The 17,580-nt window shown below is 67.9% G+C and carries 16 protein-coding genes; 10 read left to right on the forward strand and 6 right to left on the reverse strand.

From position 1 onward, the window contains the following. Positions 1-5 precede the first annotated feature (5 nt). Positions 6-2,366, reverse strand: coding sequence for an arylsulfatase (locus AC07DC_RS16105; RefSeq protein WP_478915013.1), 2,361 nt, complete (start codon positions 2,364-2,366; stop codon positions 6-8). A 303-nt stretch (positions 2,367-2,669) separates the two neighbouring features. Between AC07DC_RS16105 and AC07DC_RS16110 the strand changes: the two genes are divergently transcribed. The 4 genes from AC07DC_RS16110 (at position 2,670) to AC07DC_RS16125 (ending at position 7,199) form a co-directional block, all read left to right on the forward strand. Continuing rightward, positions 2,670-5,345, forward strand: a complete 2,676-nt coding sequence (locus AC07DC_RS16110) for a winged helix-turn-helix domain-containing protein (RefSeq protein ID WP_478915014.1) — start codon at positions 2,670-2,672, stop codon at positions 5,343-5,345. A gap of 136 nt (positions 5,346-5,481) precedes the next feature. Next, positions 5,482-5,679 carry a hypothetical protein gene (locus tag AC07DC_RS16115; protein WP_478915144.1) on the forward strand — a complete coding sequence of 66 codons (198 nt, stop codon included), beginning with the start codon at positions 5,482-5,484 and terminating at the stop codon, positions 5,677-5,679. A 90-nt stretch (positions 5,680-5,769) separates the two neighbouring features. Further along, on the forward strand, positions 5,770-6,030 hold the full coding sequence (locus AC07DC_RS16120; RefSeq protein ID WP_478915015.1) for a hypothetical protein: 261 nt from the start codon (positions 5,770-5,772) through the stop codon (positions 6,028-6,030). A 164-nt stretch (positions 6,031-6,194) separates the two neighbouring features. Then, positions 6,195-7,199, forward strand: a complete 1,005-nt coding sequence (locus AC07DC_RS16125; RefSeq protein ID WP_478915016.1) for a formylglycine-generating enzyme family protein — start codon at positions 6,195-6,197, stop codon at positions 7,197-7,199. Between the two features lie 237 nt (positions 7,200-7,436). On the opposite strand, the gene AC07DC_RS16130 is transcribed toward AC07DC_RS16125, so the two are convergent. Both AC07DC_RS16130 and AC07DC_RS16135 read right to left on the reverse strand, forming a co-directional pair. Further along, positions 7,437-7,877: a large conductance mechanosensitive channel protein MscL gene (locus tag AC07DC_RS16130; RefSeq protein WP_478915017.1), complete on the reverse strand. Its 441-nt coding sequence runs from the start codon at positions 7,875-7,877 to the stop codon at positions 7,437-7,439. 537 nt (positions 7,878-8,414) lie between these two features. Continuing rightward, a complete protein-coding gene (locus AC07DC_RS16135; RefSeq protein ID WP_478915018.1) occupies positions 8,415-8,777 on the reverse strand; it encodes a DoxX family protein in 363 nt (120 codons plus the stop codon). Between the two features lie 220 nt (positions 8,778-8,997). Between AC07DC_RS16135 and AC07DC_RS16140 the strand changes: the two genes are divergently transcribed. Further along, positions 8,998-9,849, forward strand: a complete 852-nt coding sequence (locus tag AC07DC_RS16140; protein WP_478915019.1) for a LysR family transcriptional regulator — start codon at positions 8,998-9,000, stop codon at positions 9,847-9,849. Positions 9,850-10,354: 505 nt separating this feature from the next. Then, positions 10,355-10,672, forward strand: a complete 318-nt coding sequence (locus AC07DC_RS16145; protein ID WP_478915020.1) for an FG-GAP repeat domain-containing protein — start codon at positions 10,355-10,357, stop codon at positions 10,670-10,672. Positions 10,673-10,818: 146 nt separating this feature from the next. On the opposite strand, the gene AC07DC_RS16150 is transcribed toward AC07DC_RS16145, so the two are convergent. Together AC07DC_RS16150 and AC07DC_RS16155 are read right to left on the reverse strand one after the other, a co-directional pair. Next, positions 10,819-12,027 (reverse strand): GH12 family glycosyl hydrolase domain-containing protein, encoded by a 1,209-nt coding sequence (locus AC07DC_RS16150; protein ID WP_478915021.1) that lies wholly within the window; start codon positions 12,025-12,027, stop codon positions 10,819-10,821. A 511-nt stretch (positions 12,028-12,538) separates the two neighbouring features. Beyond that, on the reverse strand, positions 12,539-13,369 hold the full coding sequence (locus tag AC07DC_RS16155) for an alpha/beta fold hydrolase (RefSeq protein WP_478915022.1): 831 nt from the start codon (positions 13,367-13,369) through the stop codon (positions 12,539-12,541). 78 nt (positions 13,370-13,447) lie between these two features. Between AC07DC_RS16155 and AC07DC_RS16160 the strand changes: the two genes are divergently transcribed. From AC07DC_RS16160 to dnaN, 4 genes are all read left to right on the forward strand, one after another. Beyond that, entirely contained in the window at positions 13,448-14,047 is a 600-nt protein-coding gene (locus AC07DC_RS16160; RefSeq protein WP_478915023.1) for a sigma-70 family RNA polymerase sigma factor, read from the forward strand. A 123-nt stretch (positions 14,048-14,170) separates the two neighbouring features. Beyond that, positions 14,171-14,899, forward strand: a complete 729-nt coding sequence (locus AC07DC_RS16165) for a TSUP family transporter (RefSeq protein WP_478915145.1) — start codon at positions 14,171-14,173, stop codon at positions 14,897-14,899. Between the two features lie 330 nt (positions 14,900-15,229). Beyond that, entirely contained in the window at positions 15,230-15,490 is a 261-nt protein-coding gene (locus AC07DC_RS16170; RefSeq protein WP_478915024.1) for a YciI family protein, read from the forward strand. Between the two features lie 243 nt (positions 15,491-15,733). Then, positions 15,734-16,873, forward strand: a complete 1,140-nt coding sequence (dnaN, locus tag AC07DC_RS16175; protein ID WP_478915025.1) for a DNA polymerase III subunit beta — start codon at positions 15,734-15,736, stop codon at positions 16,871-16,873. Between the two features lie 117 nt (positions 16,874-16,990). On the opposite strand, the gene AC07DC_RS16180 is transcribed toward dnaN, so the two are convergent. Next, entirely contained in the window at positions 16,991-17,497 is a 507-nt protein-coding gene (locus tag AC07DC_RS16180; RefSeq protein ID WP_478915026.1) for a hypothetical protein, read from the reverse strand. Positions 17,498-17,580: the final 83 nt, after the last annotated feature.

Raw genomic sequence — 17,580 nt, forward strand, 5'->3', positions numbered from 1 at the left:
CGGCGCTACTGGCGTGCCATGGCGATCCGGATCTGCTCGTCCGGCTCGATGAAGTGGTCGGCGTCGCTGGCTCCGACGTCGACCTGGATCCAGTGGATGTCGCCGTTGAAGGTGCCAGTGGGGCTGTCGTAGTCGGGGGCGACCGGGGTGCCGCTGTCGAGACCGACGTCGGCGGTCTCGTCGGCGGAGAAGATGAAGGGCATGGTGTGTTCGAGCCGGCCCTGGCCGACGGGCTCACCGTCGTAGTAGAGCGCCACGTTGCCGCCCTTGCCGAGGCCGCCGCCCTCGTAGTCGAACTCCATCCGGACCTGGTGTGCCCCGGAGGGGAGCGGTCGGTCGGCCTCGATCGAGGTGATTTCCAGTGCGCCGAGGTTGTAGGCGAACTTGGCGCGGCCCTCCTTGGTGTAGAGGCTCCAGCCGCCGAAGCTGCCACCCTGGGCGAGGATGACGCCCGAGAGCGGGCCGTTGGTGGATGCGACCTCGGCGGTGACGGAGAACGACTTGTTCTTGACGTTGACCAGGCTGTTCTCGGTCAGCCGCCCCATGCCCGCATAGAGCATCTGGGAATCCCCGGTGATCAGTTCGGGGCGCCCGGCCACCTCGGCGTTGAACCGCTCGGCCGTGCGGTCGTCCAACGGAAGCACGTTGTAGCGGGCGGCGTCGATCAACCACAGCCGTTGCAGGTAGTGCAGCTTGTCGGGCATCTCCGCGGCCAGGTCGCGGGCCTGAGTGGAGTCGGTGGCCCCGTCGTACAGCTCCCAGACGTCGTCGTCGAAGGCGAGGGTGTGGGCCGGGCCCACCAACCAGGGAGTGCGGTGCTTGGTGACGGCGGACCAGCCCTTGTGGTAGATGCCACGGTTTCCGAACATCTCGAAGTACTGGTGGTCGTGGCGCTCGGGGGCGTCGGCGTCGTCGAAGGTGTAGAGCATCGAGGTGCCCTCCATCAGCGACTGCTGGACGCCGTTGACCATGGTCGGCTCCGGGATGCCCGCGGCTTCCAGGATGGTGGGGGCGATATCGATGACGTGGGTGAACTGGTGGCGCTGTTGTCCCTTGGCGGTGATCCCGCGCGGCCAGTGCACGATGGTGCCGTTGCGTGTCCCGCCCCAGTGCGAGGCGATCTGCTTGGTCCACTGGTAGGGGGTGTCCATGGCGTGGGCCCAGCCGACCGCGTAGTGGTTGTAGGCCTCGGGGGTGCCGAACTTGTCGATGCGCTCGGCCATGAACTCGGGCGTCTCCACGTCGGCCATGGCGTTGAAGACCAGGATCTCGTTGAAGGTGCCGCGCAGGCCGCCCTCGCCGGAGGCGCCGTTGTCCCCGATGAGCAGGTAGATCAGGGTGTCGTCGAGGATGCCCAGTTCCTGCAGGGCGTCGATGAGGCGGCCGATGTGGTGGTCGGTGTGGGTCATGAAGCCCGCGTAGACCTCCATCTGCCGGGCCAGGACCGGCCGCAGTTCGGGGTCGATCTCGTCCCACGCGGGGATCTCCTCGTGCCGGGCGGTGAGTTCGGCGTCGGCGGGCACGACCCCGAGCTCCTTCTGGCGGGCCAGGATCTCCTCCCGGATCGCGTCCCAGCCCTGGTCGAACTGGCCCCGGTACGGCTCGGACCACTCCGCGGGCACGTGGTGCGGTGCGTGGCAGGCCCCGGGGACGAAGTAGCAGAAGAACGGCTTGTCGGCCATCAGAGTCTTCTGCTGGCGCACCCACATGATGGCCCGGTCGGTGAGGTCCTCGGTGAGGTGGTAGCCCTCCTCGACGGTCTTGGGCGGATCCACGGGAGTCGTGCCGTCGTACAGCGCCGGGTCGTACTGGTTGGTCTCCCCGCCGATGAAGCCGTAGAAGTGCTCGAAGCCGCCGCCACCGGTGGGCCAGGCGTCGAAGGGCCCGGCCGGGCTGGTCTGCCAGACCGGCACCTCGTGGCATTTGCCGAACTGCGCGGTCGAGTAGCCGTTCAGGCGCAGCGTCTCCGCGATCGGGGCCTTGGTGTTCGGCCGCAACGAGTTGTAACCGGGGGCGGAGGTGGAAATCTCGGTGATGCCACCCATACCGACCGAGTGGTGGTTGCGCCCGGTCAGCAGGGCCTGTCGGGTCGGCGAACACAGGGCTGTGGTGTGGAAGCGGGTGAACTTCAGGCCTCCGCCCGCCAGGCGCTCGAAAACCGGTGTCCGGCACGGGCCACCGAAGGCGCTCGACGCTCCGAACCCCACGTCGTCGAGCATGATCACCAAGACGTTCGGCGCGCCCTCCGGCGGGCGCAGCATCTCCAAGGGCGGGAAGGACGTGTCGGGGTCCTTGGCGTCGTACGTGATCGGACCGGGGCTGGGCAGGTCCGGAATGGGAAGGATCTGGCGCTGAATATCAGCCATGACGGGTGCCTTCTCTTCGTCGGTCATGCGGATTGCCATCCGGGGCCTGGCGCCGGCGCGGTCGCCATTCGGCGGCCGGCGCACGGAACAGCTCGCATCCAATCTGCGTCGACGACCGCTGCACCGCGTCACCCGCACCGGGTGAACGCAGCTCTCCCGACCAGGTGCCTCAGGAAGATCACGCCTTGGACGCATCCGCCGATCCCGTGAAAGGCCGGCACGACTGGCGGCCCCCAGATGCCCGGGGTTCAGTGGAAGGAGGTACTTCTCGCAGGCCCCACTCGCGTGATCCTGGGTGATCCCTTGCAGAACCTGGCAGCCTTTGATCCCCCCGATCCCTGGCAGCACGGCGATCCGGCACCGTCGGGCGATCCGATCCTCTCCGCGAGGTTCACCGTTGCCGCCGTACCCAGGATCCTGGTGCCCCGGCCGGGGCTGCTGGAGCTCCTGACCACTGGTGTGCAGGGGCCCGTCACCCTCGTCAGCGGCCCCGCGGGTGCCGGCAAGAGCGTGCTCACCGCCCACTGGACCAGCCAGTACCGGGGACCGGGCACTGTCGCCTGGCTGAGCGTGGAGCCCGGCGATTCCTCCGACAGCTTCTGGGCCCACGTCCTGGAGGCTCTGTACCGCAATGGCGTCCGGCTGCCCGTCCAGGTGGACGGAGCACCACGTGAGCAGGATGCCGGGCGGTTGCTGCTGATGCGCCTGGCCGAGGGGCTGGCCTGCTCGCCCGAGCCGGTGATCCTGATCCTGGACCAGTTCGACGCCCTCACCTGCCCCGAGGTCACGCAGGGCCTCGCGTTCGTGATCCGGCACGCCGCCCCCGGCCTGCGCCTGGTGCTGACCAGCCGCAGCGATCCGCTGCTGCCGCTGCACCGTTACCGGGCCGCAGGCGAGATCACCGAGATCCGCAACGCCGACCTGCGGTTCACGCTCCAGGACATACAGGTCCTGCTGCGCGGACACGGGCTGAACGTCGGCGAGGAGGACCTGCGGACCCTGGCCGAGCGCACCGAGGGCTGGGCGGCGGGCCTGCGACTGTGCGCGCTGGCGATGCAGCGTGCCACGGATCCGCGGGCATTCATCCGCGACTTCGCCGCCGACCGGTCCACCATCGCCGACTACCTGCTGACCGAGGTCCTGGACGCCTACCCACCCGCGACACAGAACCTGCTGCTGCGGGTGAGCGTCATCGACCGTATCCACCCGGACCTGGCCGACGCGCTGACCGGAGACCACGACGGCCAGTGGACCCTGGCCGCGCTCGCCCGCGCCAACGCCTTCGTGGCGCCGGTGGACAACACGGCCTGGTACCGCATGCACCCGCTGTTCGCCGAGGTACTGCGGGCCAGACTGCGCCACCTCCATCCCGATCTGGAACCCCGCCTGCGGCAACGCGCCGCGCGATGGCTGGCCGCCAACGGGCAGTCGACCGAAGCCGTCGCCGAAGCCGCGGCCGCCGCCGACTGGACTTTCGCCGCGCATCATCTGGTGGGCACCCTGGCGATTCCCCGTCTCCTGGCAGGCCCCGACACCGACCGGCTCACCCGCTTGCTGTCCGCCATGCCGCAGGATCTGGTGGGCGCGGAACCCGCCCTGGTGAGCGCCACGCTGCGCCTGGCTCAGCACGACCCCCAGGGCTGCGCCGCCGCGCTGCGGACTGCCGAGGAACAGCCCGGGAGTCAAGGTGTGGCTGCCAAGCTCTGCGCGTCCTTCCTGGCTGTGCTGTCCGCACGCATGTCCGGCCCCTACGAAGCCGTCCGAGAGGCGGCAGCGGACACCCACCGGCTGCTGCGCGAGATCCCGCAGCCCCTGCGTCTGGAACACCCGGAGCTGGCGGCGACCGTGCTCGCCAGCCTCGGCTCGGCCGCACTCGACGCGGGAGAGCTCGACAACGCAACGGCCACCTTGACCGCGGCCATCGACGCCTGTGGGCAACCGGGCACCGAACACCCGCATCATGAGGCTCTGGGGTCATTGGCCCTGGTCGAACTGTTGCAGGGGAGACTGGGCCAGGCCCAGACCCACGCGCACAACGCCCTCGACATCGCCGAAGGTTCGGACCCGGCACCCCAGGAAGGCGCCGCACTGGGACGCCTCGTCCTGGCGGGCGCAGCAGCTGAACACGACGAACTGGCCGACGCCCAGGCCCATCTCGATCTTGCCCTCACCACCACCAAGGCGGACCTGGAGGATGTCGCGTTGGTCGAGGCGGCGGTGATCGGTGCCAGGCTCGCCGCCGCGGCGGGTCACTGGTCCAGGGCACGTGCCGTCCTGAACCGGGCGTACGAGAGCCTGCCTGCCGACAGCGTGCCGACGTGGGCGATGGACGAGCTCGCCATCGCCGCATCCGCCGTACACCTGGCACAAGGGCAGACCGGCGCGGCCCTGGCCGCCCTGGGTCGTGTTGCCTGCGATCGCCCCCAACACACCGTGGCTCTGGCCCGCGTCCTGCTGGCGGCAGGCCGTGACGACAGCGCGATGCGGGAACTCACCCATCTCCCCACCCCGGAACCGGCTACCGCTCCCAGCCGAGTACAGGCCTGCCTGCTGCGCGTTCAGGCCGCGATGCAACGAGACGACCTCCAGGAGGCGCACGCCCTGCTGGTCCAGGCACTCGCTCTGGCCCGGCCCGAGAAGCTACGCCGCCTGTTCGTCGAGAGCGGACCCGGCGTGCACCTGCTGCTGCGTGAGGACCCGCGCCTGGCGCAGGCACACAGCTGGCTTCCGGCCCAGCTTCTCAGCCACCACCGCACTGACACCGTCGCCCAACTTCCCTCAGTGGTCGAGGGCTTGACCGAACGCGAGCGGGACGTTCTGCATCAGGCCGCCCACATGCTCTCGACCGAGGAGATCGCAGCCGAGCTGTACGTGTCGGTCAACACGGTCAAGACACACCTCAAGAGCGCCTTCCGGAAGCTGGGCGTCACCCGTCGCAGCGAAGCGGTCCACCGCGCACAGGACCTCGGTCTGCTGTGACATCCTCCCCACCCCAATGGGCGGGGATCCGATGACCGGTCGCCGGGTCTCCCCCGAACTGGGGGAAGCCGCCCGGCCCGCGGGCGCCGACCATGGTGGGACGAGCATCGACTGCCACACCCACGAGGAGGCACGCGTGCGCTACGAATTCCATATCGCCGGCGTCGTTTCGGACGACCTTGCCGAGACCTTCCCCGAGCTCGACCACGTCCCGGTCCCCGACCAGGACCTCTTCCTGGGACCTGTCACCGACGAAGCCCACCTGTACGGGCTGCTGCTGCGCTTCCAGGCAGTAGGCCTCCACGTGCTGGAGATGCGCCGGCTACCCGACTGAGACAACCCTTCACCCGCGCCGGGTGAACCCGTCAGCACCCCGCCGGTGCGATGGTGGACGTGCCAAGGACCCGCGAACGCAGGAGGAGACATGGCGACATCCATGCCCGCAGAGGCAGCCGTACCGGACCTGCGCACCGCACTCGCCGCGGTAGAGGCGGCATACGAGCGCCTGACCGCGACCCCACGCCCGGACCCCTGGGTACTGCTCGACCTGGAGAGGAGGACCCGGGAACTGGACACCGCCGCCCACAAGAGCGCCCAGGCAGCGCACAGGCACAGCTCGCGTACCGAGCGCCGATGCGCCGTCGCGAACCGCGGCGCCGAATGGATCATCCGGCGCTACGCCTGAACCACGGCACAACCGGCCCCGTCGCTCGCGGCGCGCCACGCCCACCAGCCCGGCATTCTCCGTTCCTGGCCGGCACCGGCAGATAATCCATGCACCACTGAGCCCGGCAACTTCACCCCGCAGTGCCGCGAGCCGACACAAGCGCGAGAAAGCCGCCCACAAGGATGAACGACGACCGGCCTGCCTGCTGTGCGCCTGCCCGGCCCGCCCAACCGGCGGGGCCGCCACAGCCCCTGGAGTTCCCGGCCTCCCCGACGCCGGCCCCGGCCACCCCCGCGGCGGTACCCGCCCTTGAAGCGCCCGTTCACCTGGAAGCCGGTTCCTTCCGCATGGGCAGCGACGACGCCTGGGCCTACCCCGACGACGGCGAAGGGCCCGTACGCCGGGTCGACATCAGCGCCTTCGCCATCGATGCTCACTGCGTCACCAACGCCCGGTTCCGTGCCTTCGTCCAGGCCACCGGCCACGTCACCGACGCCGAACGCCACGCGGCGTCCTTCGTGTTCGCCGGACTGCTCCCCGACGACTTTCCGCCCACCCGTGGCGTCGCCGCCGCCCCCTGGTGGCGCGAGGTCCCCGACGCCCAATGGCGACACCCCGAAGGCCCGCAATCCGACCTGACCGGGCGCGAGGACCACCCCGTCGTGCACGTGTCCTGGAACGACGCCACGGCTTACTGCGCCTGGGCCGGTGGGCACCTGCCCGGCGAAGCACAGTGGGAGTACGCCTCCCGCGGCGGTCTGGAACAGCAGCCCTTCCCCTGGGGCGGGGACCTGCGACCGGGCGGCCGACACCGGATGAACGTCTGGAACGGCACCTTCCCCCAGCACAACACCCGCGAAGACGGGTACCTGGGCACCTGCCCGGTGGACGCCTTCGAGCCCAACGGTTACGGCCTGTACAACACGACCGGCAATGTATGGGAGTGGACCGCCGACTGGTTCCTCCGCGCCCCGCACACCTCAGGACCCCACCAGGACTCCACCGGACCGCCTGCCGGCACCGCCCGGGCTCTGCGCGGCGGGTCCTACCTCTGCCACGCCTCCTACTGCCGCCGCTACCGCGTCTCGGCACGGATGGCCAACACGCCCGACTCCTCCACCGGTAACATCGGCTTCCGCTGCGCGGAATCGCTCGGGCGGAGTCGCTCAGGTGGTGGGGCCCGCTGAGGTCCCGGAGCGTGCTCGCGCCACCAGTGGCCCAGAAACCTCAGGCAACGTCGACACGAAGTCGCCGCGCATGCAAACAGACAGCTCAGGCTGACTGCGCCCGCCGTTGCAAACGGGCCGTGCCGGCTCATTCGACCCCGAAGAGAACCGCCACAGCGTGCGAGGCGGAATGTCACGGCGGGGTGGGTGGCCGCGGTGGTGTCGGTTGCCGCTGACGCGCCTGTCCACGGCAACTGGTCATGGTTGTGCCGTGGCCCCGGACGCCTGGTCGGAGCAGCAGTACCGGCACTTGGAGGCTGCCAGGGGGAGGTCGTCCGCGAGGCATTCTGTACACGTCTTGGCCGGCTGGGGATCGCCGAAGACAGTCAGACCTCGGCGGGCCTGGGTGCGCTTGTACGGGACGACGATCAGGAAGTAGACCACCGCCATGAAGATGGCGAAGTAGATCAGGGCGGAGATGAATGCACCGATGTTCAGGAACGTCGCGCTGTTGCCGGGCCTACCGAGCTGCCAGCCCAGCCCGGCGGAGTTGTCGCCCTGCGCCCTGGCGATGATCGGGTTGACGACGCTGTCGGTGAACGCCGTGATCAGTGTGCTGAAGGCCAGGGCCACGATCAGCCCAATGGCCACAACGATGACGTCACCGCGCATCAGGAAGTTCTTGAAGCCACGCAACATGACTGTGACCCTCGTCTTCACCGGTTGGGTGGGTTCGATTGGCCGGGTTCGATCGGATTCACAGCCCAGCCGATCCGATGGCGGACCGCAAACAGTGGCCGCCCGAATGGATGACGCCGTTCAATCCGGCGCCGAGCCCGGAGCAGAGGCTGGGCCGTTCCCCGAGTTGCTGTGCACGCTTCGGAGACGTCGGACCTGACCGCGATCTCGTGAAGCAGCTGGTAGCGCGCGAGCGGCAGCCGAAGGATGCTTGGTCACTCTGCCTGAGCAGGGGAGATGCTGTCGGGCGGTGCTGGTGGAGGGGACCGCAAGTGGGTGTCAGTGAGCTGGTACGCGCTGAACTGAGACGTCCCGACTGGGCATCTTTGCAGTGCGGCTGCGGTGATTCAGCGGAGCATGTGCCCCTGCTCTTCGAAGCAATCATCACGGCCGAGACACCCCGGAGCATGATCGGATACACCTCGACGACCACGTTCAGGGTGACACGATCATCTTCGAGTGCACTGTGCCGGCTGTCAGCGTGATCCTTGCCGAGGGTCAGAGCCACGTCGTCGCCAGCCAGATGGTCACGGCCGCAACGAGAATGAGGGTGATGTTGAGGGCGATTCGGCGGTCTCCGCGCCTCAGGTGAACCCTGGTCGCGCCTATCTGCAGGACCACGAACCCGACGGCCGCAGCCAGTGCCAGCCAGGGCGCAATGCCGGTCAGCGGCGGGAGGATCAGCCCGATCGCGCCGAGCACTTCGATCACCCCGATGGCCCTGACGGCCGGCATCGGAGTGCTGTCCACCCAGGCCATCATCGGTCGGAGCTGCTCACGGCTCCGGACCACCTTCACCCCGCCCCCATAGAGGTAGAAGAGAGCAAGCAGGCCGGCAACGATCCAATATGCGACGTTCACGAATCCCATCCACGGTTACCAGTTGAAGGTGTGCTGCACGTCGTCACCAAGCGAGCTGACGAAGGGCACGGGGACGTTCAGAAGTGGGAGCTACGGCAGGGTCGGCAGTCGGCTCACCGGCCTTCGAATCGTCTGTCATGCTTCGATTCCACTGCCAGGGCAGTGCGACTGTCCAAGACTCGTTCTGTGACGTCGATACCGAACGGGTATCGTTTGGGCCATGGAGCTACGCACGCTGCGCTACTTCGTGGCGGTCGCCGAGGAACTCCACTTCGGCCGGGCCGCCGCCAGACTGCACATGAGTCAGCCGCCACTGAGCCGCGCCATCAAGCAGCTGGAGACCGAGGTCGGCGCGGCGCTGTTCGACCGATCGTCCGCCGGTGTCACGCTCACCCCGGTAGGGGCTGTGCTGCTCAAGGAGGCGCGCGCCCTGCTCGACCAGGCCGACCGGGTCCGCGTACGCGTGGCCGCGGCGGCAGGCACCGCGACCATCACCGTGGGCATCCTGGGTGACAGTACCGACCCGGGCGTCATCCGGCTGGCCGGCGCGCACCGTCGGCGGCACCCGCGCGTCGAGGTCCGGATCCGCGAGACCGACTTGACCGATCCCACGTGCGGGTTGCACGCCGGACTGGTCGATGTCGCCCTGACTCGCGCCCCGTTCGACGAGACCGGACTGACCGTGCACGAGCTGCGCTCCGACCCGGTGGGGGCACTGCTGCGCGCCGACGATCCGCTGGCCCGCCGCGACCACCTGAAGCTGGCCGACCTTGCCGACCGCCGCTGGTTCCTGTTCCCGGAGGGCACCGACCCCCTCTGGCAGTCGTACTGGAACGGCGGCGAACCTCGCGAGGGTCCGGTGGTGCGCGCCGTCCAGGAATGCCAGCAGACCGTTCTCTGGAACGGCACCGTCGGCATGACTCTCCTGGACCACGAGCCGGCACAGGGGCTCACCGTGGTGCCGCTGATCGACATGCCGCCGAGCCGCGTGGTGGCGGCATGGAACGCGGGTGACACGAATCCGCTGATCCGCTCGTTCGTGCAGATGGCGACCGCCACCTACCGCGACTGAACGCCCCATCGGCGGCACTGAGTACGACCGGTACTCCATGTGCGAACCGCACGTCCCAATCCCGCGCTGGGGGGCGCGAACCGATGGGGCCCGAACCGACATTCGGTCCGCAGAAGTGCCTTCCGCTGGAACGGACAGAATCCTTCGACAAGTTGATTCGTCTCAGCTCAGAAGGCACTTTTTCGCGCGCAGAGCCTTGGCCACACCGGCAGGTATGACGAAGTAGACGATGCCGCTCCCTGGTCAACTCAGGTGCGTAACGGTCCCTTTCGATCGACTGTGGTGCAGATCACTATTCCCGGTTGTCACGTTCGGGGGCTCGAGGTCTCTCATATACGCGACTCATATACGCGACGGCGAGGAACTGCGGCGCCTCGTCGCCCGGGACGGCGCAGCCCTGGCCGCCGTCGACCTCAATGGCGCACTGTGGCGCTACCCGGCCGACCCGGCCACCGGCAGTTACTCGGGAGCCACCCGGGTCCAGACCGGCACCGGCTGGCAGTCGATGAACATGCTCCTGGCTCCGGGTGACTTCACCGGTGACGGCAAGGCCGATCTGATCGGCCGGAACGCCGCGGGCGATCTGTGGCTGTACCGGGGGAACGGGGCAGGGAGCTACCTCGCCCGTACGAAGATCGGCAACGGCTGGGACATCTACACCGCCCTCACCGCGCCCGGCGACCTCAACGGTGACGGCCGAGCGGATCTGGTCGGCAGGGACAGTGCAGGCGACCTCTGGGCCTACCAGGGCGACGGTGCGGGCTACTACGGACCTCGCTCGCGGGTCGGTTACGGCTACCCGGCGGGGGAGCTCCTCTTCTGACCCGCCCGGCCTGATCCGGCTGCTCCACGCGCTCCACGGTTGCTCCACGGCTGTGACGAGTGTCCTCCGTCTCTGTCCTCCCGTCTCACGATGGCGCGCCCGTAGGGAGGGTCCGGCACCGCGGTTCGCGGTGCCGGACCGGGGCGCTACTTCAGCGACCACACCTGGTTGGGCTGTGTACCGCTGCCGTTGCAGTCCCAGATCTGCAGCAGGGCGCCGTTGGCCGAGCCGGCGGCGTCCAGGCACTTGCCGGACTGCGGGTTCGTGATCGTGCCGTTGCCGTTGATCTGCCACTTCTGGGCGCCGCTGGCGTTGCACGACCAGAGTTGGACCCGGGCGCCGTTCGCCGTGGAACCACCGGACACGTCGAGGCACTTGCCCGACTGCGGGTTCGTGAGGGTGCCGTTGGCCTGGGTCCACTTCTGGTTCCATCCGGTGCCGCAGTCCCACAGTTGGACGGGGGTGCCGTCAGCGGTGCCCCACTCCTTGAGATCCAGGCAACGCCCGCTGCCCAGTCCTTTGATGGTTCCCGGTGTTCCGCCACCACCACCGCCGCCCGAGCCGTCGGAGGTGTAGGAGAAGGAGTTCACGGCCAGTCCCGGGCCTCCGACCCACGGCTCGAAGCCGAACTGCACGCTGGTCATGTACCACGCGGGCGACATGTAGCCGCGGGCGGTCGAGTCATTGGTGAAGTCCTTGATGCTCACCGAGATCGCGTTGGTGGGCTGCTGGCGGACGTAGGACACGACGTTCCAGCCGATGCTGCCGTTGTCGCCGAACCGGCCCTTCCATACATCCCAGTTGGCGCCCTCGAGCCAGACGGTGCCCACCTTGGAGCCGGCGGGCGACGGCGGACCGGAGTGGTTGGCCCAGATCATGATCTCCGCGCCGTTGTTCTGGCCCGTCGGATTGGGGTTGGTGTCGAACCAGAGGTCGTAGGCGGCGTCCCACTGCCCGTCAGCGGTGGTGAAGTCGACGCTGGACTGCGGATTGGCGAAGGACGACACCTGCAGTGGCAGGCCGTTGCCGGAGGAGCAGTTGCCGTAGTGACAGCCGGCGTAGATCGATGGGTAGGCCGCCGGCGCGCCGTTGGTGCCCACGTTGTGCCAGCCCGTGGTGACCTTGAAACCGTCGTCCGACACGTCGATGCACTGCGGGATGGAGTCACCCCACTCGTTGTTCTGGACGATGTACCTGCCGCCCGAAACCGCCATGCTGCCGGTCTTGTCGCAGATGGTGGTGTTGGCGGACGCCGACGGTGCGAGGGCCAGTGACAGCGTGCACATCAGCAGGGTGGCCAGGAGGCTCGCAACCGTCCCGGTTACGTGGCGTGGCCGCGCTAAGAATCTGGGCACGGAATTCCTTTCGGTCGCCGAGTACGGTCTGCTGCCGCACCCGGACGGTGGACGGTCCACTCAACAGTTGCGGGAGCGCTCCCACATGTGGCGTCGGCTGCTCCTTTCGCGGTGAAGGTGGCGAGGGGTGGGGCGCGCCGCGACTCGACGCGACTGCCGAGAGCAGAGCGATCGGCATGTTGGACACCCGGACTCGTTCAGTCCGCTACGTGCTGCAACATATGAAGCCAGCGTTCTTTCCGGGGTGTCAAGACGCCTACCTGTGTTCACTTCTCGAAGGTAGAAAGCAAGGGCTTTCATCCCGGGAACGCCCGCGAGCTTTCGGCCGGCGACATCGGACAGCAGAAGGGGAGCCATTGACGGACTGGTGATTGATGCCTTGACAGCCCCTGTGAGCAGCAACAGACTCGGGCGCGATGCAAGCCGATGGTGGTGTCGGGTCGGCCTTCCGCTCGCTGCTGGAATCCCCACCTGCGGATCGACCATGTTCGGCCGACGGTCGGCGAGGTCTTTATTTCAGGAACGCCGCAGTGGCTGCCACGAACTGGTCGGCGTCGTCGAGCCAGGGGTAGTGGCCGGCCCCCGGCTGCACCACGAGGGTGGCATCGGGGAACAGCGCCGCGAATTCGGCCACCGGTTGAGGGGGACTGTTCAAGTCGAACTCACCGCTGAGCACCAGGACGGGGGTCTCGCAGGCGGCGAGTGCCGCACGAGTGGTCTCCGGGCTGAAGGCGCCCTCGGCCGCGAAGCCGGCGACAGCGTCCATGTTGGTCGGCCGACCGGCCGCACAGTGCTTCTGCGCCGCAGCATCCCACCGGCCGCAGAAGAAGGGAGCGATGGCCTCCCAGTTGCTGCCGGTACCTTCGGTGATCGCTTCCAACGCGGCGAACGCCACCGGGAACCACGGCTCGTTCTTCCGCCGCTTTGCGACCTCGCGGCGCGTCTCCCCGCTGATTTCCACACCGACGGCTCGGGTGCCAGGGCCGATCAGGGCGAGTTTGCTGACGTTCTTGGGGTATCGGGCCACGTACTGCGTCGCGATGTTCGCGCCTGCGGAGTGGCCGAGCAGATCCGCCGTCCTGGACAGTCCGAGGTGTTCGCGCAGCGCCTCGACGTCGTCGACGAGGCGGTCGCAGCGGTAGGAGGAGGGGTTCTGGGGCGTGGCCGACCGACCGGTGCCGCGCAGGTCCAAGGTGATCAGCCGGCGGTGCCGGGACAGGCCGCCGAGGTCGCCGAGGTAGCGAGAGTCGGTGGGACCGCCCGGGATGCAGAGCAGCGGGTCGCCGTCTCCCTGTACGCGGTAGGAGAGCCGGGTTCCGTCAGGTGCGGAGAAGGTAGGCATGCCGCTGATCCTGACAGTCATAACCGAGTTATACAACCCGGTTATGATGGTGGAGTGCGCAGGGTATATAACCGGGTCATGGCGGTCGAAGAGAACACGCACCAGATCCCCGAGACGCTGACCGAAGCACAGGCCGAGCGGCTGCTCGCCGGCATGAACGAGGTCATCCGCGCGGGCGAGGAGATGCGGAAACTACGCGCTGAAATGATCAAGATCTTTGTAGGCTTCGGCTGGACCCAGGACAGGATTGCTCAGCTCACCGACATGAGTCAGCCCGCTGTGTCCAAGCAGGTGGCGAAGTACAAGATGGGCGACCCACTGCCCCCGACGAGGCTCTCCCTCGACCAGTTCGACACACCGTGGCTCGAAGGACGCCTGTGGGGCCTCGCCGAGGAGATCTCCGAGACCTTCGACCCCGCCCGCAGTGCGCGCTACGTCAACGCCATCGCCCGGGGGAAGAAGCGTTTCACACCCCAGAACGTCGACGAACTGCGCCGCCTCGTCGAAGAGGACCTGACGCGGCACCAGGCAGAGATGCCTGGCAGTTACCGGAAGGCGTACGACGAGATCAGCCGCGGCCTCGACATCCCCGCGAAGGTCGCCGCCACCGCATCAGCCTCCGTGCGTCGCGCCCTCGCTTGCCAGATCCAACGCGACCACCTCAGGAACGACGCCTGAGTCCGGGTGCCATCTCATCCCGGCAGGCGGCTTCCCCACCGTGATATTGGGCCATTGATCATTTCTGTCCTTGGGTGGAGGCTGTGGCGGGTCACTCATGAGACCCGTAAGGAGCCGCGGTTGATGAGCAGTTGGACAGCCGAACTACTGCTCGGCGGTGTCATCGTGTTGGGTGCGTCGGTGCAATGGGTGACGGGTATGGGGTTCGCGCTCGTATCTGTTCCCGCGCTGGTGCTGATCCTTGGCCCGGCCGAGGGTGTGGTTCTGGCCAACTGCCTGGCCGGTGTCATCAGCGTGGTCGGGCTTGCCGGGGGTTGGCGCAGAGTGCGTCTGGCCGCGATGCTGCCCTTGGTCGCAGCGGCAGCGATCACGGTACCGGTCGGAACCTGGATAGCCGCCCGGCTGCCTGCACCGGTGCTACTGGCCGGCGTGGGGGTATTGGTGAGCGCCACAGTGCTGCTGGTGATGCACGGTGCTCGGGCGCCCCTCCTGCGCGGGACCAAAGGCGCTCTGGCCGCCGGCGCCGTGGGCGGATTCATGAACTCCGCGGCCGGCGTGGGCGGTCCACCGGTGTCCCTCTATGCCGTGAACGCGGGCTGGACGGTGCGGGAGTTCGTGCCGAATGCGCAGTTCTACGGCGTGGTGGTGAACGTCTTCTCCGTGACCGCGAACGGCGCTCCCCGTCTCAGCACAACGGTCTGGCTACTGGCCGTTGCAGCCATGGCGGCAGGCGCTCTGATCGGGAAGACGCTTGCGGAGCGGGTGCCGGAGAACCGGGCCCGCCTGCTCGTCCTGGTGCTTGCGCTGGCCGGCGGGCTCACCACCCTGGCCAAGGGCCTGTGGGGGCTCTGACCGCTTTGTGATGCGTCTGGCTACCGGAGTGCCATACGGCTGCCCGGTTGAGGTCGTCCCGTGCGCTGTGACTCGGCCGCGCAGTACCAGCAGCAGGTGCGTGGCGGAGTCTCCGGCTGTGCGCAGTACGTCACCGGCGCGGTGACGGTGAGGCACGGAACGGTCCCACATCTGCGTCAGCCGCGCCTGCGGCAACGTGGCCAGCAGTGGCACTGACCGCAGATCCTCCCAGGTCATCGACGCACTCCACCTTCCGCGTATCAGGTGGTACAGACCTGCCTCCGGGAGCAAGGTTGTCTTCGGCCGACCGATCCGAGACAGGGAGCTGTGATGCTGGCCGTCGAACTTGACTTCACCACCGAGCCCAACTCCCAACGCCTCGCGGCACGTCCCGCGCATCGTGAAGTCCTCGCGCGCCTCCAAGCAGGTGGGCAGCTGCTCGCCGCCGGCCCGTGGGCTGACGCCAGCGGGGCGCTTCTGGTGTTCACCGTCGACCGCGAGACGTTGGACGCGATTTTGGCGGACGACCCGTACTACCGAACTTCTGGCGTGAAGATCCGCTCTGTTCGGGAATGGACACCCATCGTGTGATCTGCGCGGGTCCCCCGTTCATCGGACGTGAGCCGCGGCAAGGACCTCACGCAGGTCACCGGTGTCGAACCGGTGGGAGTCGAAGCCGAACCCGTCGCGGGCCTTCTCGCGGGTCACGGTGGATCGGTACGGGCCCGTAAGCGTGTTGCCGGACCCGGCACGATGACGGGGTTCGGAGCCCGTTGTCAGTGGTGGCGCATAGCCTGCGCGGACCGATTGGTCTGACGGGATGGGGATGTGCGGATGGAGTTTCGGATCGAGCGAAGCGCTCTCGTGGAGGCTGTGACCTGGGCGGCCCGGTCGCTGCCCGCGCGATCGCCGGTGCCCGTCCTCGGCGGGTTGTTGCTCACTGCCGAGGACGGGCGGCTTCGTATCTCGGGCTTCGACTACGAGGCGTCCGCGAACATCGAGGTGCCGGCAGCGACGGTGGGACCCGGGCAGGTGCTCGTGCTGGGCCGCAGACTGCTCGACATCTGCAAGGTGCTGCCCGAGGCGATGGTGACGTGCACCCTGGAGGGCTCACGCTTCACGATGGAAGGCGGCGGTACGCGCTTCGGGCTGTCCACGCTGCCCCGCGAGGAGTACCCGCCCTTGCCCGAACTCCCGTCTTCCTGCGGGATGGTGGACGCGGCAGAGTTCGCGGCGGCGGTCGGGCAGGTAGCCATCACCGCAGGGCGTGATGATTCACTTCCGGTGCTCACGGGGATCCAGCTCCGGCTGGATGGCGAGACGATGACGCTCGCCGCCTCGGACCGGTACCGGTATGCCGTGCGTGTCCTGCCATGGAAGCCGGACGGGACAGGTCCCGAGGTCGTTGAGGTGGTGGTCCCAGGGCGCCGGCTGATCGAGATCTCCCGCTCACTGGCGAAGTCCGGGCTGGTCCGCATGGGGCTGAGCGACTCGGGCACCTCAGGTGGCGGCCTGATCGCGTTTGAAGGAGCGGGGATGCGTACGACGCTGCGTCTGCTGGGAGGGAGACTTCCGCGTTACGACAAACTGTTCACGCTGGACAACCCGGCCATCGCAGCCGCACAACGCGAGGCGCTCGCCGACGCCGTACGCCGCGTCGCGGTCGTCGCGGAGCCGAACAGCCCGATCAGGCTGCACTTCTCCACCGCGGGAACGGTCCTTCTCCAGGCAGGGTACGAGGACGACATCGCTTCACAGCAGCTCCCGGCAACCTTGACCGGCGCCGAGGAAATGACGATTGGCTTCAATCCCGTGTACCTGCTGGACGCCCTCAACTCCTTCCGCGCCTCTCAGGTGCGCTTCGAACTCTTGGGCCCCGGCCAACGCGCCCTGCTCAGCGGCCTACCGGACGCGAACGACACGACGTACGAAGACCACCGGCACCTACTCATGTCGTTGCGGCAACTGGGCTGACCAGAACGACTGCCGCTCATCAACGGCTGACGGCCTGCTGAGCCCACGGAGCGCGGGTCCCCACTCGGTGCACTGGGGCAAGCCGTCGGGTAGCGGGGGCACATCGCTGTGTCCCCGCTACCCGACAACCCAGACGCGCTGCTGCCGATCAGGCGGGTCGAAGCTCAGCCCGTTCTCGTCGAGAGCATTGAAGACGGTCACCCGACTCGTCTCGAAAACGAAGCTGACGTCGACGCTTCCCTGAGCCATGTCCTTGCCTGTCCACTCGAGCAGCTCGACCCCTTCGAGGGCCAGGCCCCGCAGAGCCTGCAGTCCGGGAAGAGGCTCGGGACGCCACTCCAGGTCGAAGTCGGGCCACCGGACCTGGTCAATGGGGTCGATCGTGTTCCACGTGAGGGAGAGATCGTCGAACTTCTGATGATTGATCTCGACCTGCTCGCCCTCGAAGTCGAACAGGATGGGGCAGTCACAGAACCATTCGTCGTCCTGACGGTCCCAGACCATCCAGACTCTCGTCAGAGGCCGGCCGGCAAGACCCCGCAGGCGATGCGCGTGCTCCCGCACGACGTCACTGCGGCGGTTCAACCACAACGGTTGGTAGCCTGCGATGCCAAAATCGAACATTGCGTCATCTTGTCAGAGCTGCCTCATCTCAGCTCGACGGGCCCAAGGACAGCGGACCGCTACCTCATGGCTGCGGGATGCCG

It is taken from the genome of Streptomyces sp. NPDC045021 (assembly GCF_056432645.1).

Coding starts and splice junctions, on each gene's coding strand:
- AC07DC_RS16105 (WP_478915013.1), bottom strand. CDS start 2,366: ATGGCTGATATTCAGCGCCAGATCCTTCCCATTCCGGACCTGCCCAGC.
- AC07DC_RS16120 (WP_478915015.1), top strand. CDS start 5,770: ATGGCGACATCCATGCCCGCAGAGGCAGCCGTACCGGACCTGCGCACC.
- AC07DC_RS16125 (WP_478915016.1), top strand. CDS start 6,195: ATGAACGACGACCGGCCTGCCTGCTGTGCGCCTGCCCGGCCCGCCCAA.
- AC07DC_RS16130 (WP_478915017.1), bottom strand. CDS start 7,877: ATGTTGCGTGGCTTCAAGAACTTCCTGATGCGCGGTGACGTCATCGTT.
- AC07DC_RS16140 (WP_478915019.1), top strand. CDS start 8,998: ATGGAGCTACGCACGCTGCGCTACTTCGTGGCGGTCGCCGAGGAACTC.
- AC07DC_RS16145 (WP_478915020.1), top strand. CDS start 10,355: ATGAACATGCTCCTGGCTCCGGGTGACTTCACCGGTGACGGCAAGGCC.
- AC07DC_RS16155 (WP_478915022.1), bottom strand. CDS start 13,369: ATGCCTACCTTCTCCGCACCTGACGGAACCCGGCTCTCCTACCGCGTA.
- AC07DC_RS16160 (WP_478915023.1), top strand. CDS start 13,448: ATGGCGGTCGAAGAGAACACGCACCAGATCCCCGAGACGCTGACCGAA.
- AC07DC_RS16165 (WP_478915145.1), top strand. CDS start 14,171: ATGAGCAGTTGGACAGCCGAACTACTGCTCGGCGGTGTCATCGTGTTG.
- AC07DC_RS16170 (WP_478915024.1), top strand. CDS start 15,230: ATGCTGGCCGTCGAACTTGACTTCACCACCGAGCCCAACTCCCAACGC.
- dnaN (WP_478915025.1), top strand. CDS start 15,734: ATGGAGTTTCGGATCGAGCGAAGCGCTCTCGTGGAGGCTGTGACCTGG.
- AC07DC_RS16180 (WP_478915026.1), bottom strand. CDS start 17,497: ATGTTCGATTTTGGCATCGCAGGCTACCAACCGTTGTGGTTGAACCGC.